General features: G+C 32.1%; 18 protein-coding genes. 17 read left to right on the top strand and 1 reads right to left on the bottom strand.

All coding sequences use genetic code 11. The features are described 5' to 3' along the window. Nucleotides 1-18: 18 nt before the first annotated feature. A complete protein-coding gene (gene merR / locus ACM5BR_RS12040) occupies nucleotides 19-426 on the bottom strand; it encodes an Hg(II)-responsive transcriptional regulator (protein WP_416828172.1) in 408 nt (135 codons plus the stop codon). Between the two features lie 193 nt (nucleotides 427-619). Here merR and ACM5BR_RS12045 point away from each other — a divergent pair, with 193 nt between their 5' ends. The 17 genes from ACM5BR_RS12045 (at nucleotide 620) to ACM5BR_RS12125 (ending at nucleotide 19348) form a co-directional block, all read left to right on the top strand. Continuing rightward, nucleotides 620-1615, top strand: a complete 996-nt coding sequence (locus tag ACM5BR_RS12045) for a phosphodiester glycosidase family protein (protein WP_416828173.1) — start codon at nucleotides 620-622, stop codon at nucleotides 1613-1615. 727 nt (nucleotides 1616-2342) lie between these two features. Next, nucleotides 2343-3074: a YveK family protein gene (locus ACM5BR_RS12050; RefSeq protein ID WP_416828174.1), complete on the top strand. Its 732-nt coding sequence runs from the start codon at nucleotides 2343-2345 to the stop codon at nucleotides 3072-3074. Then, on the top strand, nucleotides 3058-3762 hold the full coding sequence (locus ACM5BR_RS12055; RefSeq protein ID WP_416828592.1) for a CpsD/CapB family tyrosine-protein kinase: 705 nt from the start codon (nucleotides 3058-3060) through the stop codon (nucleotides 3760-3762). Before ACM5BR_RS12050 ends, ACM5BR_RS12055 begins: the two co-directional genes overlap by 17 nt. A gap of 18 nt (nucleotides 3763-3780) precedes the next feature. Further along, nucleotides 3781-4548 (top strand): tyrosine-protein phosphatase, encoded by a 768-nt coding sequence (locus tag ACM5BR_RS12060; protein WP_416828175.1) that lies wholly within the window; start codon nucleotides 3781-3783, stop codon nucleotides 4546-4548. Between the two features lie 225 nt (nucleotides 4549-4773). Next, nucleotides 4774-6582 (top strand): polysaccharide biosynthesis protein, encoded by a 1809-nt coding sequence (locus tag ACM5BR_RS12065; RefSeq protein ID WP_416828176.1) that lies wholly within the window; start codon nucleotides 4774-4776, stop codon nucleotides 6580-6582. A gap of 30 nt (nucleotides 6583-6612) precedes the next feature. Further along, the gene (locus tag ACM5BR_RS12070; RefSeq protein ID WP_416828178.1) at nucleotides 6613-7122 is read left to right on the top strand and encodes a PglD-related sugar-binding protein; all 510 of its coding nucleotides are present in this window, start codon (nucleotides 6613-6615) and stop codon (nucleotides 7120-7122) included. Nucleotides 7123-7157: 35 nt separating this feature from the next. Further along, on the top strand, nucleotides 7158-7772 hold the full coding sequence (locus ACM5BR_RS12075; protein ID WP_416828179.1) for a sugar transferase: 615 nt from the start codon (nucleotides 7158-7160) through the stop codon (nucleotides 7770-7772). Then, entirely contained in the window at nucleotides 7769-8617 is an 849-nt protein-coding gene (locus tag ACM5BR_RS12080) for an NAD-dependent epimerase/dehydratase family protein (protein WP_416828180.1), read from the top strand. The genes ACM5BR_RS12075 and ACM5BR_RS12080 overlap by 4 nt, the downstream gene beginning before the upstream one ends. Beyond that, nucleotides 8614-9747, top strand: coding sequence for a glycosyltransferase family 4 protein (locus ACM5BR_RS12085; RefSeq protein ID WP_416828181.1), 1134 nt, complete (start codon nucleotides 8614-8616; stop codon nucleotides 9745-9747). The genes ACM5BR_RS12080 and ACM5BR_RS12085 overlap by 4 nt, the downstream gene beginning before the upstream one ends. 86 nt (nucleotides 9748-9833) lie before the next feature. After that, complete coding sequence (locus tag ACM5BR_RS12090) at nucleotides 9834-10943, top strand: glycosyltransferase (protein ID WP_416828183.1); 1110 nt, start codon at nucleotides 9834-9836, stop codon at nucleotides 10941-10943. Nucleotides 10944-10998: 55 nt separating this feature from the next. Continuing rightward, complete coding sequence (locus tag ACM5BR_RS12095; RefSeq protein ID WP_416828184.1) at nucleotides 10999-11883, top strand: glycosyltransferase family A protein; 885 nt, start codon at nucleotides 10999-11001, stop codon at nucleotides 11881-11883. Between the two features lie 41 nt (nucleotides 11884-11924). After that, entirely contained in the window at nucleotides 11925-13028 is a 1104-nt protein-coding gene (locus ACM5BR_RS12100) for a glycosyltransferase family 1 protein (protein WP_416828185.1), read from the top strand. Next, nucleotides 13018-14421, top strand: coding sequence for an O-antigen polysaccharide polymerase Wzy (wzy, locus tag ACM5BR_RS12105; protein ID WP_416828186.1), 1404 nt, complete (start codon nucleotides 13018-13020; stop codon nucleotides 14419-14421). The genes ACM5BR_RS12100 and wzy overlap by 11 nt, the downstream gene beginning before the upstream one ends. Nucleotides 14422-14491: 70 nt before the next feature. After that, nucleotides 14492-15022: an acyltransferase gene (locus ACM5BR_RS12110; RefSeq protein ID WP_416828187.1), complete on the top strand. Its 531-nt coding sequence runs from the start codon at nucleotides 14492-14494 to the stop codon at nucleotides 15020-15022. 54 nt (nucleotides 15023-15076) lie between these two features. Then, the gene (locus ACM5BR_RS12115) at nucleotides 15077-16141 is read left to right on the top strand and encodes a glycosyltransferase family 2 protein (RefSeq protein ID WP_416828188.1); all 1065 of its coding nucleotides are present in this window, start codon (nucleotides 15077-15079) and stop codon (nucleotides 16139-16141) included. A 485-nt stretch (nucleotides 16142-16626) separates the two neighbouring features. Beyond that, nucleotides 16627-17712, top strand: coding sequence for a polysaccharide pyruvyl transferase family protein (locus tag ACM5BR_RS12120; protein ID WP_416828190.1), 1086 nt, complete (start codon nucleotides 16627-16629; stop codon nucleotides 17710-17712). A gap of 103 nt (nucleotides 17713-17815) precedes the next feature. After that, nucleotides 17816-19348, top strand: a complete 1533-nt coding sequence (locus ACM5BR_RS12125; RefSeq protein ID WP_416828191.1) for an oligosaccharide flippase family protein — start codon at nucleotides 17816-17818, stop codon at nucleotides 19346-19348. Nucleotides 19349-19787: the final 439 nt, after the last annotated feature.

Below are 19787 nucleotides of genomic sequence, written 5' to 3' on the forward strand. Positions count from 1 at the left end.
TACCGCCTTCACAATGTATTATTTCTTTTCTTCATTCATTAACGTTTCGATAATCGGACATTCATGTAGAGATTTTTCGTTAGGGCAACAATCCTTTAGTTGAACAAGCATATGTTCGATTCGTTTTAAATCGCTAATTTTCTTTTGTACTTCTTCTATTTTTTGCATGACGAAATCATACATATTCTTACAGCGTTCCTCATCTTTGTCGACGACTCCAAGTAATGTATTGATTTCAGCTAAAGAAAATCCTAATTCCTGCATTCGTTTAATAAACTGTATACGATGAATCATTTCGGCTGGATATACTCTATATCCTGATGGTGTTCGGGAAGGTTCTGAGACGATCCCCATTCTTTCGTAGTAGCGTATGGTTTCTTTATTGACTCCGCATTTTGCTGCAAGTTCACTAATCAGATAGCTCACCCTATTCACCTCAGGTACATTATAAACCCTGTACTATAGTACAGGGTAAAGTGCAGGCCTGCCTCCAAATAAAAATTAAACCTCCAATTCTATTATTTACTAAAAAATAAGATATCTAAATATAGTAATTTTAGTGTATGATAGTTAGGTGAAAATGAAAGTAATGAAATAGAATATAGAAAAAGGTGAAAGTATGCGTCAAGAACGTAGAAGGAAACAACACAAAAAACGATTGTTTATATACATCATTTCTACCTTTGTCGTATGTATGGGGCTTGGGCTAGGGTGGTTTTATTTCACGGATTCTGGTTTCCAGCTTCGTAAAATGATAGCAGGCTCGATTCTTTCTTCGCAGCATCCGCAGTATGCGAAGTGGTTTTTATCAGATGCAGAGATTCAGAAATTGAACGCGGCAATTCATATGCCTCCTAGTGAAAGGTCGAATGCAGTAGAGGCGTTTGCTGCGCAGTCTGATCTTAACGTCTCGGTAGACACGGTTGAAACAGCGAATTATACGGCGAAGGTTATGAAGGTGAATGATCCAACTACGATTCATTTAGTAAGCAGTAGGCTGAAGGATCAAGGGCAGCCTCTTTCTGATTTGATTAAGGAAAATGGGGCCGTTGCGGGAATTAATGCTGGCGGATTCCAGGATACAAATGGAGTTGGCAGAGGCGGCACCGTGATTGGGATTGTGATCGGGGATGGGGTTGTCCATAGTGAGCCAGGTTTTGATAAGAATACGCGCTACCTTGTGGGTGGCTTTACGAAAAAAGGACAATTCATTACTGGATCTTATTCCATCAACGAATTGGAGAATATGGGTGTTACGCAGGCGATTTCCTTTGGACCGCAGCTTTTGGTAGATGGGAAAGACGCTGTAACAGATGAAGTGGAAAGCGGCTATGGCTGGGCGCCGCGGACAGCGATTGGCCAGGATGCACAAGGGAATGTCATTATGATCGCAACAGATGGAAGATTCTACTGGAATAAACAGCATAGAGGCGCATCGATGAATGATATGGTGAAATTATTCAAGAAATACAACTGCGTCAATGCCTTCGCTCTTGATGGAGGAGGTTCGACAACGATGATTAACCAAGGCGAGCTGCAATTAAAGCCAGCTACCGATACTGCTGTCGGAATGCGGTATTTGCCGAATGCGTTTGTTGTGATTCCACATAAATAAAAATAAGAAAACCATTTCTTTAGGTATTAACTCCTAAAAGGAATGGTTTTTTTGTTTGTTTATAGGTTTCTATTCGTCTACAAGTGTGTGAGGTTATGTGACAGAATTTGAATTTGTCATGTCTGTTTCGTTAATCTTATTAAATACTTTTACAAAAATATCTTCAATTTCATTGTGTATCCAAGGGAATTTATGTATAATTTGTATTGTGATGCATTCTTTGTCGAAAAACTTTAGTTTTTGTTGAAAGAGAATATGGGCCACTCTCCATTATATTGATATAATTTATTATTCTTCTTAAAAGCGAACTAGGTATGAAGTGAAATGAAAAATAGATCGGCTACAGGATAGAGTATATAGTGTATTCTAGCTAAAATTTATTGTGTAATACGGCACAAATAAAAGATTAAATTCTTATTCAGGAACTATAGGAATCTAGAATTTGAAATTACATATATTCAAGTACCAAACGTTATCGCGGCAAAACTTTCTAATGTAAAGTTAATATTAAGAATCAAGAAATTACCTTGTAGGAACAAGGAAAATTTTGTATAATTAGCTGTGCTGAACGGATAGTTGTCACATATCATTACGTGTCTTGTCGTAATATGAAAATAATAGTTGTCAAAATCATGAAAGCACTATCAATTTTATTTTTTATATATTAACATATTATTTTAGTGTTAGATAATTTTACATAATTAAATCTGTTACGTCGGAGGAGCATATGGAAGAAACGATTAGTTTAAAAGAGTTATTTCTTATTTTACGAAAACGATTTTCTATGATCGTTAGTATTACCTTTGCAGCAGTGTTAATCAGTGCGATTGTTAGTTTCTTTTTTACTACCCCAGTCTATGAATCATCTACACAAATTCTCGTAAATCAGAAGAAACAGCAAGGCGTTATGACAGCTGGTGATGTACAAACAAATTTACAGCTTATCAATACATACACAGGCATTATTAAGAGTCCTGCTATCTTAGATGGTGTGATAAAGAATTTGTCTTTGGATATGAGTACGGGAGAATTAAATGGAAAAGTGAAGGTATCAAGCGAAAAGGATTCCCAAATCATTTCTGTTACCGTACAGGATTCCAATCCGAAGAAAGCAAAAGATATTGCAAATGAAATTGCGAATGTTTTTAAACAAGATATTCCTACGATTATGAGTGTGGATAATACGACAATTTTGTCGCAGGCAGTGGAAGAAGGAAGTCCTATTAAGCCTCGTCCATCGACTAATATTATGATTGCTTTTGTTGTCGGGCTTATAGCTTCAGCCGGACTTGCGTTCCTGCTTGAATATTTAGACAACACCATTAAGAAAGAAGAAGATGTAGAGGTTATTCTTGGTCTTCCAATCTTAGGAGTTATTGCGCAAATGGAAGAAAAGAAATTAGTGGAGAAAGTGTTGGCTTCACGTTCGAAAGCGAGGGAACATACAATTGGCTCGTAAACAAAGACACTTACCGAAAATAATTCGAAGATTAATTGCTCAAGAAGAACCCAAATCTCCGATCTCTGAGCAATATCGGAATGTAAGAACGAATATCCAATTTGCTTCTGTAGATAAGGAAATCCGGTCTTTTCTCGTTACATCATCTAGTCCAGCTGAAGGAAAAACAACAACAACTGCTAATTTAGCTGTCGTATTTGCTCAGCAAGGGAAGAAAGTCCTTCTTATTGATGCGGATTTACGCAAACCAGCGATCCATACGATGTTCCATGTGGACAATCTATTTGGATTAACAAGTATTCTTTCGAAGCAGGCTACGTTTGAGAAATGTGTTACGCCAACGCTCGTGGAAAATCTAGATTTCCTTCCAAGCGGTGCCATTCCGCCAAATCCAGCAGAGTTGCTTGGATCAAGCAAAATGAAAGAATTAATCGAAGAAGCCTATAATCATTACGATTTAGTGATTATTGATACCCCGCCTGTTCTTGCGGTAACAGATGCACAGGTACTTGCTAATATCGTAGACGGAATCATTATGATTGTCCGCAGCGGTCAGACAGAGCAAGAAGCAGCGGTAAAGGCAAAGAGCTTGTTAGAGAACTCTAAAGGGAAGCTGCTTGGCGTTGTATTAAATGCAAAGAAACAAAAGGAAAGCCAATATTACTATTATTACGGATCAGAAGAATAACAGAAGGAGAGAGTTGCGATGATTGATTTACATTGTCATATCTTACCCGGTCTAGACGATGGCCCTAAAAACGAAGAGGAAAGTCTCTTGATGGCGAGGGCAGCAGTCGAGCAAGGGATTCATACCATTGTCGCAACTCCTCACCATCAAACAACGAGGTATATGAACAATAAAGAAACAGTCGTTGAAGCCGTAAACAAGCTGCAGGATTTATTTAAGAAAGAAGATATTCCTCTTACCATTCGACCTGGACAAGAGGTTAGAATCTACGGTGATCTTGTTCTTGATTACGAACAAAATGACATTCAAACATTAAATGAAACGGATAAATATATCTTACTCGAATTTCCTTCTAACCACGTACCACGATATACACAAACTTTACTTTATGACATGCAGATGAAAGGACTTATTCCAGTCATCGCACATCCCGAACGGAATGCTGAAATTGCCGAACATCCTAGTATTTTATTTGATTTAGTAAGCAAAGGAGCACTTGCACAAGTAACGGCATCTAGTTTAACCGGAGATTTTGGCAAATCTATAAAAAAATTATCTCTCCAATTTATCGAACATAACCTCGTTCACATCGTCGCATCTGACGCACACAATATAACCAATCGTCCATTTAAATTGAAACAAGCCTATCAAACTATTCACGATGAATTTGATGCGGAAATGCTATCTCTATTCCAAGAGCAAGCTTACTCGATTCTTGCAGGAAGAGCTGTATATAGGCAAGAACCGCAAGAGTTACGAAGAAAAAAACTATTTGGGATATTCTAATTCTTTATGCGGTAATGTCTCCTTCACCGATATCAATGGAGGCACTCGATCACACTGTGGGAAGTAAAGAGCCTTAGACGCCAGTCGTCAGGAGTGTGGTGCGAAAGGATGGGTTAGAGGCCCATATCTTATATATATCCAGCTAAAAGCGCTAGATATCTTTTCTCTATATAGAGAAAAAATATCTAGCACTTTTAGTAATTCTTATAGAAAGGGGACATACGATTGAGCTATCGAACACGGTTATCTTTTTTAATTCTATTAGACTCCATCATTGTTCTTACATCTGTGTATTTAAGTTATTGGTTCATTCATCCGACGGCATTGTATCAACTTCCTAAGCGGTTAATTATTAGTTCTATTACGTTATTAATCTGCCATCATATTTTTGCTTATTATTATAAGTTGTATAAGAAAGCTTGGGAATATGCAAGTATTAGAGAGCTTCTTAATATATTTAAATCTGTTAGCTTTTCGATTGCCATAACAGCCATTGTACAAGAAATTATATCTGGAGATGTCTACTTTCGCATCTTAGCGGTTACATGGATGATTCATATGATTTTACTGGGGGGTTCACGGTTTGCTTGGAGAATCATTCGCGATACTTATATTACGAAAAGTAATGATAAGAAGAATGTGTTAATTGTCGGGGCCGGATCAGCAGGAACGATGGTGGCACGGCAGTTGCTTCATAATCAGGATTCCAAATTGTATCCTGTTGCCTTTGTTGATGATGACAAACGAAAGCAAAAGCTAGAAATCTTTAATATTCCCGTTGTTGGTACCACCGAGGATCTTGTACATATCGTCAATCAATACAATATTGAACATATTATTATTGCAATTCCGTCACTAAATCGAATGCAAATAAATGCTATCTTCAATGAATGTGCGAAAACGGAAGTAAAGACGCAAATTGTACCAATGTTAGAAAGCATTCTCGAAGGTAAGGTTTCCGTTAATGAAGTTCGCGATGTACAGGTAGAGGACTTACTTGGGCGTGAGCCAGTAAAGCTTGATGATGAAAGAATTGCAGGCATGATTAAGGGACGTACGATTTTAGTTACCGGAGCAGGCGGTTCCATTGGATCAGAAATTTGTCGTCAGGTTATGAAATACGGTCCAGAAACGATCGTGTTAGTTGGTCACGGCGAAAATAGTATCTATGGTATTGAAATGGAGCTGCGTGAAAAATATAAAGACGCAGTTACGATCATTACGGAAATAGCAGACGTACAAGATCGTGATAAGATGTTCACCATCATGAATCGTCACCTCCCATATATTGTCTATCATGCAGCTGCCCATAAGCATGTTCCATTAATGGAACGAAATCCAGAAGAAGCAGTGAAGAACAATGTAATTGGAACGAAGAATGTAGCAGAGGCTGCGGATACCTTTCATGTGAATACATTTGTCATGATATCTACTGATAAAGCTGTCAATCCAACGAATGTAATGGGTGCAACGAAGCGGATGGCAGAAATGATTGTGCAGCATCTCGATAGTGTTAGTCAAACAAGGTTTGTCGCGGTTCGGTTCGGTAATGTATTAGGAAGCCGCGGAAGTGTTATTCCATTATTTAAGAAACAGATTAAGAAAGGCGGTCCGATTACTGTCACGCATCCAGATATTACCCGCTTCTTTATGACGATACCAGAAGCTTCCAGACTCGTAATGCAAGCAGGAGCGTTAGCAAAGGGCGGAGAGATATTCGTCTTAGATATGGGTGAGCCTGTAAAAATTGTGGATTTAGCTAAGAATTTAATTACATTATCTGGTTATACAGTTGATGAAATTGGCATTAAATTTACTGGATTACGCCCTGGAGAAAAGATGTATGAGGAATTACTGAATGACAATGAAATCGAAAAGGAACAAATTTTCCCGAAAATACATATTGGGAAGGCTGTATTAAAGGATCGGCAAGAAATTATGAATTTCCTTGATGAGTTCAAGCAAATGAATGGAGAAGCGGTTCGATACACCTTACTGGAATTTGCGAATAATAAAGTTTACATCAAAAATTAACGGTAGACTCTTATAACAGAGGTTAAATAGATGAATAACAATTTGTTAATTATTGGTGCAGGTGGTCATGGCAGAGCGGTGAAAGAAGTTGCGGAAGCGATGGGAAGCTTTGGGGAAATTCGGTTTCTTGATGACCAAGCAAGCTCGGAATTTGTCATTGGGACAAGCGCTGATGTAGTGAAGTTGAAACATGCATACCACTATGTGATTCCAGCTTTTGGAGACAGTGCACTTCGTATGAAATGGATTAAGAAGCTAGAGGATCTTGGATATACTGTTCCTATCCTTATCCATCCATCAGCATATGTGAGCCCATCCGCTACTATTGATTTTGGGACAGTAGTGATGCCGCATGCGATGATTCATACAAATGTGGTCATCCGTAGAGGTTGTATATGCAGCATAGGGTCAATAGTTGATCATGATGCCGTCATAGAAAGCGGTTGTCACATTGATTGTGGTGCCATTGTGAAATCACATTGTGTTGTAATGGCAAATACAAAGATTGAATCAGGAGTAGTTGTAAGTAGCAGAAAATAGAAAAATATCCAAACTATTAAGTAGGTGAGTGTGTTATGTATTCAAAGTTTAAGAGAGTGATTGACTTCATCGTTGCACTGATTGGGCTTATTGTCCTATCCCCTGTTTTTCTAGTATTAATTCTAGCAATTAAAGTGGATTCCAAGGGACCTATCTTATTTCGACAAAAACGTGTTGGAATTCATAAACAGCATTTTTACATCTTGAAATTTCGTACGATGCGAATCGACACTCCTAAGGATACACCTACTCATCTTCTTGAAAATCCTGATCAATGGATTACAAAAGTAGGTAAGTTTCTTAGAAAAACAAGCCTAGACGAGCTTCCTCAAATCTTCAATATTTTAAGAGGAGAAATGAGCATTATTGGACCTCGTCCTTCTCTTTGGAATCAATATGATTTAATAGCAGAGCGGGATAAGTATGGTTCCAATGAGATTCTACCTGGACTCACGGGTTGGGCGCAGATTAATGGTAGAGATGAGCTGCCTATCGAGGTGAAAGCAAAGTTAGATGGGGAGTATGTAGAAAAGATGAGTTTTGCATTTGACATCAAATGCTTCTTTGGGACGATTAAGAGTGTTCTGAAAAGTGATGGTGTTGTTGAAGGCGGAACAGGAGCAAAGTCAAAGGAGACTGTAGCGAAATGAAACATATACTGATTACAGGATCTAATAGTTATATAGGAAATAGTGTGGAAAAATGGCTGGATCAATATCCGGATACATATTCGGTAGATAAAATTAGTCTTCGGACGGATGAGTGGAAAGAGAAAGATTTCTCGAAATATGATGTTGTGCTTCATGTGGCAGGGATAGCGCATATTAAAGAAACAGAAGAAAACTCGGAGTTTTATTATAAAGTCAATCGCGATCTAGTATATGAAGTCGCTCAAAAAGCAAAAAGTGAAGAAGTTAAACAGTTCATATTTGTAAGCTCCATGAGTGTTTATGGTATAGAGACCGGAATAATAAATAAAGATACTATACCTTCACCTAAGAGTAACTATGGGAAATCTAAACTTAAAGCAGAAGAATTAATAGCTCCATTAGAAGATGTTACTTTCAAGATTGCAGTCCTTCGTCCTCCTATGATATACGGAAAAGGGTGTAAAGGTAATTATCAAAGACTTGCTAAACTTGCATTGAAAGTTCCTTTTTTCCCTTACATTGAAAATAAACGCAGTATGATTTATATAGATAACTTGTGTGAATTTGTAAAGCTGTTAATTGATGATTGTAGTCAAGGATTATTTTTCCCACAGAATGAAGAATATGTGTGTACTTCAGAGATGGTCAAATTGATAGCTGAAGCACATAGAAAAACGATATTGATGACTAAGTTAGTAAATCCCTTAATAAAATTGCTCAGGATTAGTACGATTAATAAGGTATTTGGGGATTTGATGTATGAGAAGAAGATGTCAGAATACAGTAATAGCTATGCTGACCTTGACTTTAATATAACTATTAGATTAACGGAGAAACGATTATGAAAAAAGTTTTATTTGTTGCAACAGTAGTAAGGAAGCATATTAATGTATTTCACCTTCCCTACCTAAAATGGTTTAAAGAGAATGGCTATGAAACACATGTATGTGCCAGAAATGATTACGAGAATAAAGAAGAATGTGTAATACCATATTGTGATAGGTTCTTTGACCTTCCCTTTGAAAGATCTCCTTTTAAAGTAAATAATTTGAATATATATAAACAACTTAAAATATTAGTTGAAAAAAATAATTACGATATAATTCATTGCCATACACCTATGGGGGGTGCTCTTACTAGAATAGCTGCAAAGAAATCTCGGAAGAATGGAACAAGGGTTATTTATACTGCGCATGGTTTTCATTTTTTTGAGGGTGCTCCATTAAAGAACTGGTTTATTTATTTTCCTATTGAAAAATGGTTATCAAAGTATACAGATTGTTTGATTACAATAAACCAAGAAGATTATCAAATTGCTAATCGTAAATTTAAAACAAAAAGTATTAGATTGGTAAATGGGGTTGGGATTAGTATAAATAAATTTAAACCCTATTCTGAAGAAAAAAAGCTAGAGTTACGAAGAGAATATGGGTATAAAGATAAGGATTTTATTTTAATCTATGCTGGAGAACTTAGCTACAGAAAAAATCAAGATTTATTAATAAAAACGATTCATAAGTTATCTAATCGAATACCTAATATAAAACTTCTGCTTGTAGGTGCAGGAGGTCTGTTGAATCAATATGAACAACAGGTAATTAAATTAGGAATAAAAGATAAAGTTGAGTTTTTAGGTTTTCGTAATGATGTTAGCAAACTTATGGGATTATCTGATATTGCTGTTTCATCATCAAAACAAGAGGGGCTTCCAGTAAATATAATGGAGGCTATGGCAACAGGATTGCCACTTGTAGTAACTGATTGTAGAGGTAACAGAGATCTTGTGAAAAATAGAATAAATGGGTTTGTGGTAGGAATAAACGATATAGATGATTTTGCTAGCAAGGTTGAAGAGTTATATCTAGATAATGAATTAAGACAAATATTTTCTCAAGAAAACTTAAAGTTTGTTAATAGGTATACAATGGAAAAGGTTATGCCAGTTATGGAAACTGTATATAAAAGTATTCAGTGAGAAAATTAGTTAAGGTATTTTGATTATATAACAATCCTGTAATTGAAAGATTAAGTAAGTAATTTATTTTACTAGGAGAGAACGATTTGAGAGTACTTCATATCATAAATCACCTTGGATCAGGTGGTGCTGAGAAGCTAATTGAAGAGTCTTTACCACGGATGAGAAATAAAACCGGAATTGAAGTAGAAACTCTACTGCTTAATGATGAAGAAAATGTTTTTGGAAAGAATTTAAAAGAAAATGGAATTAAAGTTACAGTTGTCCCTCTAAAAAAAATTTACAGCCCATTAAATATCTTTTTCATAAGAAAACATATTATTAAAGGTAATTATGACATTGTACACGTGCATTTATTTCCTTCTCAATTATGGGCTGCTTTAGCAGTGAAACTTATACTGAAGAATAAACCTAAACTTATTACTACAGAGCACAATACCCATAATAGAAGAAGAGAAAAAAAATATTATAGATTTTTTGATAAGGTTATGTATTTGAGTTTCGATAAGATTATATCAATAAGCGAGAAGACTCAGGAAAATTTAACAACATGGTTAGGTATCAAAAGTCACAAAACTAGTAAGTTTCAGGTTATAGAAAATGGAATAAACACAAAGAAATTTATTTATGCAAATCCATATAAAAAAACAGAGATTAGTAAAAATTTTACTGAAAATACCAAGATAATTAGTATGGTAGGTAGATTTACAGCACAAAAAGATCAAAAAACTTTAATCAAAGCAATGACTAAATTACCAGAAAATATGCATTTATTATTAGTTGGAGAAGGTCAATTGCAAAAGCGGGTACAAGAATTTAGCAATGAAATGGGTCTTGAAAATCGTGTTCACTTTTTAGGATTTAGAAGTGATATAGAGAAAATACTAAAATCCTCAGATATTGTGGTTCTATCTTCACACTGGGAAGGGTTTGGATTAGCTGCAGTAGAAGGTATGGCAGCTGGAAAACCCGTAATAGCAAGCAATGTTTCTGGATTAAGAGATGTGGTTAGTGGTGGTGGGGTATTATTCACTAGAGGTGATTATATAGGGTTAGCTAAAGAAATAAGTGTGTTAATTCAAGATCAGGATAAATATTACAAAGTAGCAGATTCTTGCCAAGATAAGGCGAAAAATTATGATATAGATAGAATGGTTGATAAATATTTAGAAGTATACAGATATATTAAACCGTGATTTTATTAAATGTTTAATAAATAAAAAGAATTTTACTACAAAGAGGGGATGTATATTGCATTGTAAAATAACAGTATTTACTCCGGTTTATAATAGAGCAAATCTAATGGGAATACTATATAAAAGTCTATTAAATCAAACTTTTAAAGATTTTGAATGGGTTATTGTTGATGATGGATCAATAGATAACATTGATGAGATAATAGAGAGCTTTATTAAGGACGATAAAATATTAATAAAATACTACAAACAAAAAAATGGTGGTAAGCATAGAGCTATTAATAGTGGATTAGATATTTCAAATGGTGAACTTTTTTTTATTGTCGATAGCGATGATTATCTTACTGAAAACGCTCTTGACGTTATTAGTTCTAATTGGGAGGCTGTAATAAATAAAAAAGAGTACTGTGGCATCTCTGGACTAAAAGGATACAGCAATACAGAAATAGTAGGAAGTAAAAATAAAGAGTACATTTTGGATTGTAGTATATTAGATTACAGATATAAAAAAGGTATTAAGGGTGATAAAGCCGAAGCTTTTGTTACTAAAGCTCTAAAAGAAAATAAGTTTCCAGAAATTGAAGGAGAAAACTTTATTACTGAAGCTATTGTTTGGGATCGACTTGGCAGTATGTATAAAATGAGATGGATTAACGAAATTATATATATTTGTGAATATTTAGAGGATGGTTTAACAAAGAGGTCTAAATTTTTACGAATTAACAATATAAGAGGAACATTATTATATTATAAAACGTTAATAAGCTATAATATACCACTTAAATATAAAATTAAAGGTTTCATTAATTATTATAGATTTTTGTTTCAAAGTAAACTATCTAAAAGAAAATATTATTTGAATTCCTCTGTCTTTATGAATGTTATTGGAATTATTGGTGGCTTTTTGATTAGTAGATACGATAAGTATAAATTAAATTAACAAATTGTACTAAAAAAATAATATAAATGGGTATGATGTAAATGAATAAAAAAATAAAAATCCTACAAGTTATTGGATCACTTCATATAGGTGGCGCCGAGAATACTGTTATGAATTTTGCTCGCTATATCGATAAAGATTATTTTCAATGTGACTTTTTAGTTTTTGGTAAAGACGTTGGTCAATATGAGAAAGAGGCAGTTGAACTAGGTTCTAGGGTAATTCATATACCCCACCCCAGTAAAGGTTATATAAACTACATGAGAAACTTAAAAGAGATTTTGATAAAAGGTAAATACGATGTTGTTCATGCACATACACTTTTAAGTAATGGGCTGACATTAAAAGTCGCATATGATTGCAATATTAGAAAACGAATTTCTCATTCTCATAGTACTGATAGTGGTCGCAAAGAAAATATAGTTTATAAACTATATAAAATTATTATGAAAAAGTTGATACAAAAATATGCAACTGATTTCTTTTCTTGTGGTAAAGAAGCTGGAGAATTCCTATATGGTGAAAAACTATTTAGAAAAAGTGGGAAAATTATTAACAATGGAATAGTAATTAAAAACTATGTTTTTGATGAGAAGAAAAGAGAAAAGGTGCGTCAAATATTTGGGTTAGATAAGCAATTAGTAATTGGTCACATTGGAAGAATTACTGCAGCTAAAAATCATGAATTTTTAATTGAAATATTTTATGAACTTCACAGATTGAGAAAAAATACAAAACTATTAATAGTTGGTGATGGTGAATTACGCCCATTAGTCGAGAATAAAATTAAAGATTTGGATTTAGAAGATAGTGTTATAATAACTGGAATGAGAACAGATGTTGTAGATATATTACAAGCAATAGATATTATTGTTTTTCCTTCACTTTATGAGGGATTTCCAGTAGCGATGATTGAGGCCCAAGCAGCTGGGGTTCCTTGTATTGTATCTAAAAATATTACAACACAAGTAAAAATTACTGAATTAGTTAATTTCTTGTCCCTACAAGAAAATGCAAGTATTTGGGCTACAAAAATATTAGAATTAGAGAAAGTAAAAAGAATAAATAAATCTAAAGAGTTGATTGAAAAAGGATTTGATATATTTTCAACAATTAATCTACTGGAGAACTTATATGAAAACTAGTGATCAATGGCGAAGTGTATTAATTTTAACTTTTTATATGTTCTATTTAATTATAGTATTTTTTCTGTTATACACCTTCAATTCTATTGAATATGGCCTATGGCTTAATATATTCTTTTGGATTACATTGTCTCATATACTAATTACATTTTTTTCCCTACATTTTATTGGTATTAAAATATTTAGTATATCTAGTATGTTTTTAATATTTTCTTATTTATTTCATTTAGGACAAATTTTACTAAAGGGTATCGATAATAACTATAAATTCAAATTAGATGTTGCTATGGTAATGGGATCAGATGTTTATAAAAAAGCAGTAATATTTAGCTTGTTAATAATATCATTAGTTGCCTTTGGGGTGATGCTTTCGAATCTAAAAAAAGGATTTAGTTATAATACACCCTTTGTTTCTAATTATGCTGAATCTAAGGTGGCTATAAGATTAGGTTGGATAATCTTTTCTTGTACATTTCCATTTGAAGTCTATTATTCTGTTAAATCAATGATAATAGCATTTGAACAGGGTTATAATGGTGTATTTGATTTTCAAGCAAATGGGTTATTAAGTTTATATGCACGTTTTCACTTAGTTGGCATAGCCCTTTTAATAATGGGATACGGTAAGAAACTTAAAAAGTCATTAGTAGTGTTATTAATTTATAGCTCTTATTTAGTAATTACAATGTTTAGTGGTGGAAGGATGTATCAAATTGTTTCAATAGTAATACTAATGTATGTATTTATTAAATCTACAAATACAAGGGTAAATTTAAAGAAAACTATTTTTCTTAGTTTCTTAGCGTTTTTACTTGTTACTTTTCTTAATACTATGGCCGATATAAGAAGTATGGATTCACGTACTTTTGAGATTGTGAGTAATGCATTTTTCAAACACTTACATAATAATCCAATTTTTGGGGCATTAGATGAGTTTGGAGGTACAATATATACAGTATGTCTAACAATGTTAGCAGTACCAAATTCAATTGAATATTCGCATGGATTACAGTTTGTGACGAATTTTATGTCTATTTTTCCAAATATCAATGGTATTTTTACAAAAATCAACGCATCTTCCAACTACGTCCTACTTCTAAATGTACCCGCTATTGGTGGCTCTTATATTGGTGAACTTTATTATAGTTTTGAGTTTTTATCCTATTTAGCCGCAATAGTAATAGGGGTAATTGTTGGAAAGGTATCGAATAAATTTGAGTATTATTTGTTGAGGGGAGAATTTTTAAAAGTATCATATTTTATTATACCGATATTTAGCTTGTTCATTATGATTCGTGGAACAGCAAGTATATTGTACCGTAATACAATTTTATCTATATGTTTTCTATTTATTATATATACCTTTTTTATTAAAAAAAATAGTAGGTCATAAGTCTATTTATTACAAATGGAAATAATTAATTGAAAACTTACTTTAGAAATAACTTGAAAGGTAGAATCAAATGGATAAAAAATACAAAAGAATCTTTGGAAAAATTATTTACCATGTTCTTGCAAAACGATTGCCTTATTCAGATAGTAGATTTAATTTTGGAGCAAAAACATTGAGAAGACTCTGTGGGGGGTTAATACTAGAAAAATGCGGTGAAAATGTAAATATAGAAAAAGATGCCCAATTTGATTCTCAAATTACATTGGGGAATAATTCAGGAATAGGGATTAATGCAAGAATAGGATCTAAAGTTTTTATAGGTAACAATGTTATGATGGGGCCAGAATGTATAGTTTACACCGCTAACCATTGTTTTGATCGAACGGACATACCCATGTGTGAGCAAGGGTTTATGGACATAAAACCTGTTAATATTGGTGATGATGTTTGGATAGGGGGAAGAGTAATTATTTTGCCTGGGGTGAGTATTGGAACTGGTGCAATAATCGGAGCAGGTTCAGTTGTAAGTAAAGATATCCCCCCCTATGCAATAGTAGCAGGAGTTCCTGCTAAAGTTAAAAAATATAGACTATCACAATGAATAGAGGGATTTCATAAAATTCCACTATTGAGAGGGTATAAAGGGTGATTTATTTTGGAATATTCAAATCTAGTTAGTATAATTATTCCAGTATATAATGCTGAATTATATCTCGATAACTGTATAAGAAGTGTATTAGCACAAACATATAAAAATATTGAAGTAATATTAATAAACGATGGCTCAATTGATAAGAGTGCTGAAATTTGTGATAAATATGTAAATAAATATAAGAATGTAAAAGTAATACATCAAAAAAACTGTGGCCCCTCAATAGCAAGAAATATGGGAATTAGTGCTTCTAAAGGACAATACATCCAATTTGTTGATTCGGATGATAGTATTGAACCTAATATGACCGAAAAGTTAATAAACGCAATGAATAAGAAAAATAATTTGGTGATTTGTGGTATTAAGGTAATTAATTCCAAACTAGGAAATGTTATCGAAGAATTTAGTTCGCCAATTGATGGTATTTTTACATCTAAAGAATTTGTGGAAAATTTTGGTGATTTCTTAAAGAATGGTTTAATTAATTCCCCATGTAATAAATTGTATGATAAAAAAATAATAAAAAATAATAGCATCCAATTTAATGAAAATCTAAATATGGGGGAAGATCTTTTATTTAATATTGAATACCTAAACGATTGCAATAACATAGCTATTATAAAAGATAAATTATATAACTATATTAAATTTAGTAATGAGAAATCTCTCACTGTTAGTTATAAACCTTCTTTTTTTGAAACTCAACAAATGCTATTTCAAAATATAAGAAATTTTTTACTGAGTAAGGAGAATTATTCAGGGAATAATAAACTATTTATTGAGAAGAATTATTCAGGGAATGTAGTAGGGTGTCTTGTTAATCTATTTCATAAAGATAGTGGATTAACTAGAATAAATAAAAAAGAGCAAATAAAAAATATAGTGTTTGATGATAGTGTAAGGAGAAGCATTAAGTACTTCAAAAAAAATGGATTTCAACAAAGAATAATTGGATTTTTAATAAAGTGTAAATCAATTAATGCAATATATATTTTTTTAATGATTAGAACTTTTATAAGAGATAAAATAAGGCCAATATTATCGAATACCAAATATAATAACAATTAGTTTTTTAAGCCCTCTATAAAAAATAGTTTATTGTTATGAAGTTAGACTCAAAAGTAGACACAGTTTATTAAAAAATTAACTAATCATAATGAGGTGTGTCTAAATGAACAAACAAGTATTTTATAAAGACTTAAAAGAAGTACAGCCTAATGCAGAACGATAGATATTTAAACGAGTCTTTAGCTGATTAATACATATAGCGGAATTATAAAAAGCCTAATTATCTTAGAAAGGTAAAGGATCAGCTTGGAATTAGAATGTCGGTGGGATTACTGAACAGCAGAATTTCTATATCAAGTGAAAAAATTCAAAAATTATTTATCTTTGTCATAGCACAAACTAGACAACGACTGTTAATAAAAATATGAGTTCATAAGATTTATTACCAAGACAAATTTGCATCCTTTTTAAAGTACTTTTCAAACAATTGTTTCGAAAGGTTACAGAGTGAAGATTCTTGTTACTAATATACGAGGAATGATAAAGTGAAACAGATAATGATATATGCATATACAAATTTTAATTTTGGTGATGATTTATTTATAAAAATATTGTGTGAGAGGTATCCCAAAACAAAATTTATTCTATATGCTCCACATGAATATAACCTTACTTTAAAGGAAATAAATAATATCAGTATTATTCCTAGTGATACTATTATTAATAGAGGAATAAATTTTTTGTTAAAAAGATTTAAAATTAACTATTCCATACAAGAACAAATATCTAAGAGTTGTGATGCAGGAGTTAATATTGGAGGATCTTTATTTATTCAAGGAGAAAATTGGGAAAGACGTATACAATATAATAAGAATTTGCGAATTAAAGATAAACCCTTTTATCTTTTAGGAGCTAATTTTGGCCCATATACAGATTTACAATTTTATCAAGAATATAAAGAATTATTTAAAGGATATACTGATATATGTTTTAGAGAAAGATATTCCTATGAAATATTTAATGATTTAAGTAATGTTAGGATGGCTTCTGATATTATATTTCAATTAAAAAAGAAAAATATTAAGAATGAAGAAAGTACTATTGTAATATCTGTAATAAAACCATCGTTTAGGAAAAATTTAAATGAATATGATGATATATACTATAAAAAGATTAAAGATATTACACTACATTTTATTGAAAGAGGCTACAAGGTAACTCTTATGTCATTTTGTGAAAATGAAGGTGATAAAGAAGCTGTTGATGCAATAATGAGTCTAATTCCAAAAGTAAATTTACATAAAGTAAACAGCCATCTTTATAAACTAAATATTGAAGAAACATTAAATGTTATAGCAAAATCCAGTTTTGTTATTGCAACAAGATTTCACTCTATGATTCTTGGTTGGGTATATAATAAACCAGTATACCCAATTGTTTATAGTAGCAAAATGACAAATGTCATGAAAGATGTTAGTTTTGATGGAAGCTATGTTGATATTAAGAATATGTATGCTTTGAAACCAGAAGAGGTTTTTGAATCTATGACAAGTAATTTAATAGATGTTTCCAAACAAGCTAAGAATGCTGAGAAACATTTTGAAATATTAGATAATTTTTTATTAAAATAGCACTAAAGGTAATGTTAGATAGAATTAATTTAAGATACATTGTAGGAATTTAATTTTGATATATTAATTGTAAAGGCAAATAAAAATTGGAGTTAATTAGGGTATGAAAATAGATCAACTAAAATTTGGAATATACTTATCGTATGCATCACTGTTAATTACTAACATCACAAACTTAATTTTGACCCCTTTTATTATCCGTAATTTAGGACAGTCAGAATATGGTTTATATATGCTTATAGGAGCGTTTATAGGCTATATTGCTGTACTTGATTTTGGATTAGGAAATACAACCGTTAGATTTGTAGCAAAGTATCGAGCAGAAAACAATAAAAAAGGGGAAGAAAATTTTTTATTTTCAACCTTAATAATATATTTAATTATTTCATTAATTGTTTTAATAGTAGGTACGATAATATTTTTTAATTTAGATTATATATTTAGTAGCTCGTTAACAAGTAAAGAAATTGATATAGCAAAAGTGATGTATATCATTTTGATTATTAACCTTGCACTTACGTTACCTATGAATTTATTTACAGGAATTATAACGGCGTATGAAAGATTTGTTATACCTTATATACTTACTATAGTAAGAACTTTGTTAAGGGCTGCTATCATATTATTTTTGTTGTCATTAGGATATAAAGCAATAGCAATAGTTATAGTAGATTCTATTTTTAATATTTCTATTATGATAGTAAGTATTTTTTATGTCTTAATAAGATTACGTGTTAAAATACGCTGTCATAGCTTAAATAAGTCGATTTATAAAGAAATTTTTTCATACTCCTTCTTAATTTTTATTAGCGCTGTTGTAGATCAAATATATTGGAAAATTGGACATTTAGTATTAGGAGTTGTAGCTAGTACGAAAGAAGTAGCGATTTTTGCAATAGGAATGGTATTTGGTCAATATTTTATTACTTTTTCAACTGCAATATCTGGAGTTTTTCTTCCTAAAATAACGAAAATGGTGGTCAAAAACGCCTCAAATGAAGAAATGACAGACGTATTAATAAAAACAGGTCGTATCCAATCTTTAATAATTGGCTTTGTTTTAAGTGGATTTATATTGTTTGGAAGAACTTTTGTCATATTGTGGGCTGGTCCTAGTTATGAAATATCCTGGGTTATTGCATTAATAATTATGATTCCTCTTTCTATTGTTTTAACTCAAACCATTGGTATATCTATTTTACAAGCCAAAAATATGCATGGATTTAGAGCTGGCGCATATTTGGTCATAGCGATTGTTAATACCATTATTAGTATATATTTAGCTAAAATATATGGTGCAATCGGAGCTTCTATAGGAACAGCATTATCCTTAGTTTTTGGTAATGTTATAGCTATGAATATCTATTATCACGTTAAGGCAGGATTAAATATTCCAAGGTTTTATAAGGAACTATCTAAGGGCTTAGGAATATCTATGATTTGTTCAATAGGTCTTGGAGCGACATTGTTATTAATACAAAGTCATTCTTGGATAACCTTAATAATGCAATGTTTTGTATATAGCTTTATATATTTATTTTTCATGTGGACTTTAGGCATGAATAAATATGAAAAACAGTTGTTTTTAAATGAATTTGCTAAACTAAAAGCTATATTGTTAAGAACTAATATCTAGGCTATTAAGAATTTTATATCAGATTTCTTTGATGTTAGGTATATGTAAGTATTCCTATCTACTATGGTTTATCAAGATAGTATCTATCTGAAAATAAACTGTAGTGTTGTTTTATTTAATAAGCGTAATTCCAGTCAAGCGGAGTATTTATCATTCAAATATAGCCGCCTTGATCAAGTAAATCCTTGATATAGAGTGAGAGGTTGATAGGATTGTTTACCAATGTGAAACACCTTGATGATTCGGCTTTTGAGCTAAATCATATCTCTAAAGGCTCCCCATATCAAGCCACACCAATTTATTCTAGTTTTAAAATTGGGAGTGGCTTAAAATGGCGGTTCTTATGAGCTATGGTGCAGAAGATGATGATTACATAGAAATATGAGTATTCGTAAGACTGTATTAACAACTTGATATTAGAAATTTAATACAAATACCC

Source organism: Ectobacillus polymachus, from assembly GCF_048159605.1.
In the GTDB taxonomy this organism is placed as follows: domain Bacteria; phylum Bacillota; class Bacilli; order Bacillales; family Bacillaceae_G; genus Ectobacillus; species Ectobacillus polymachus.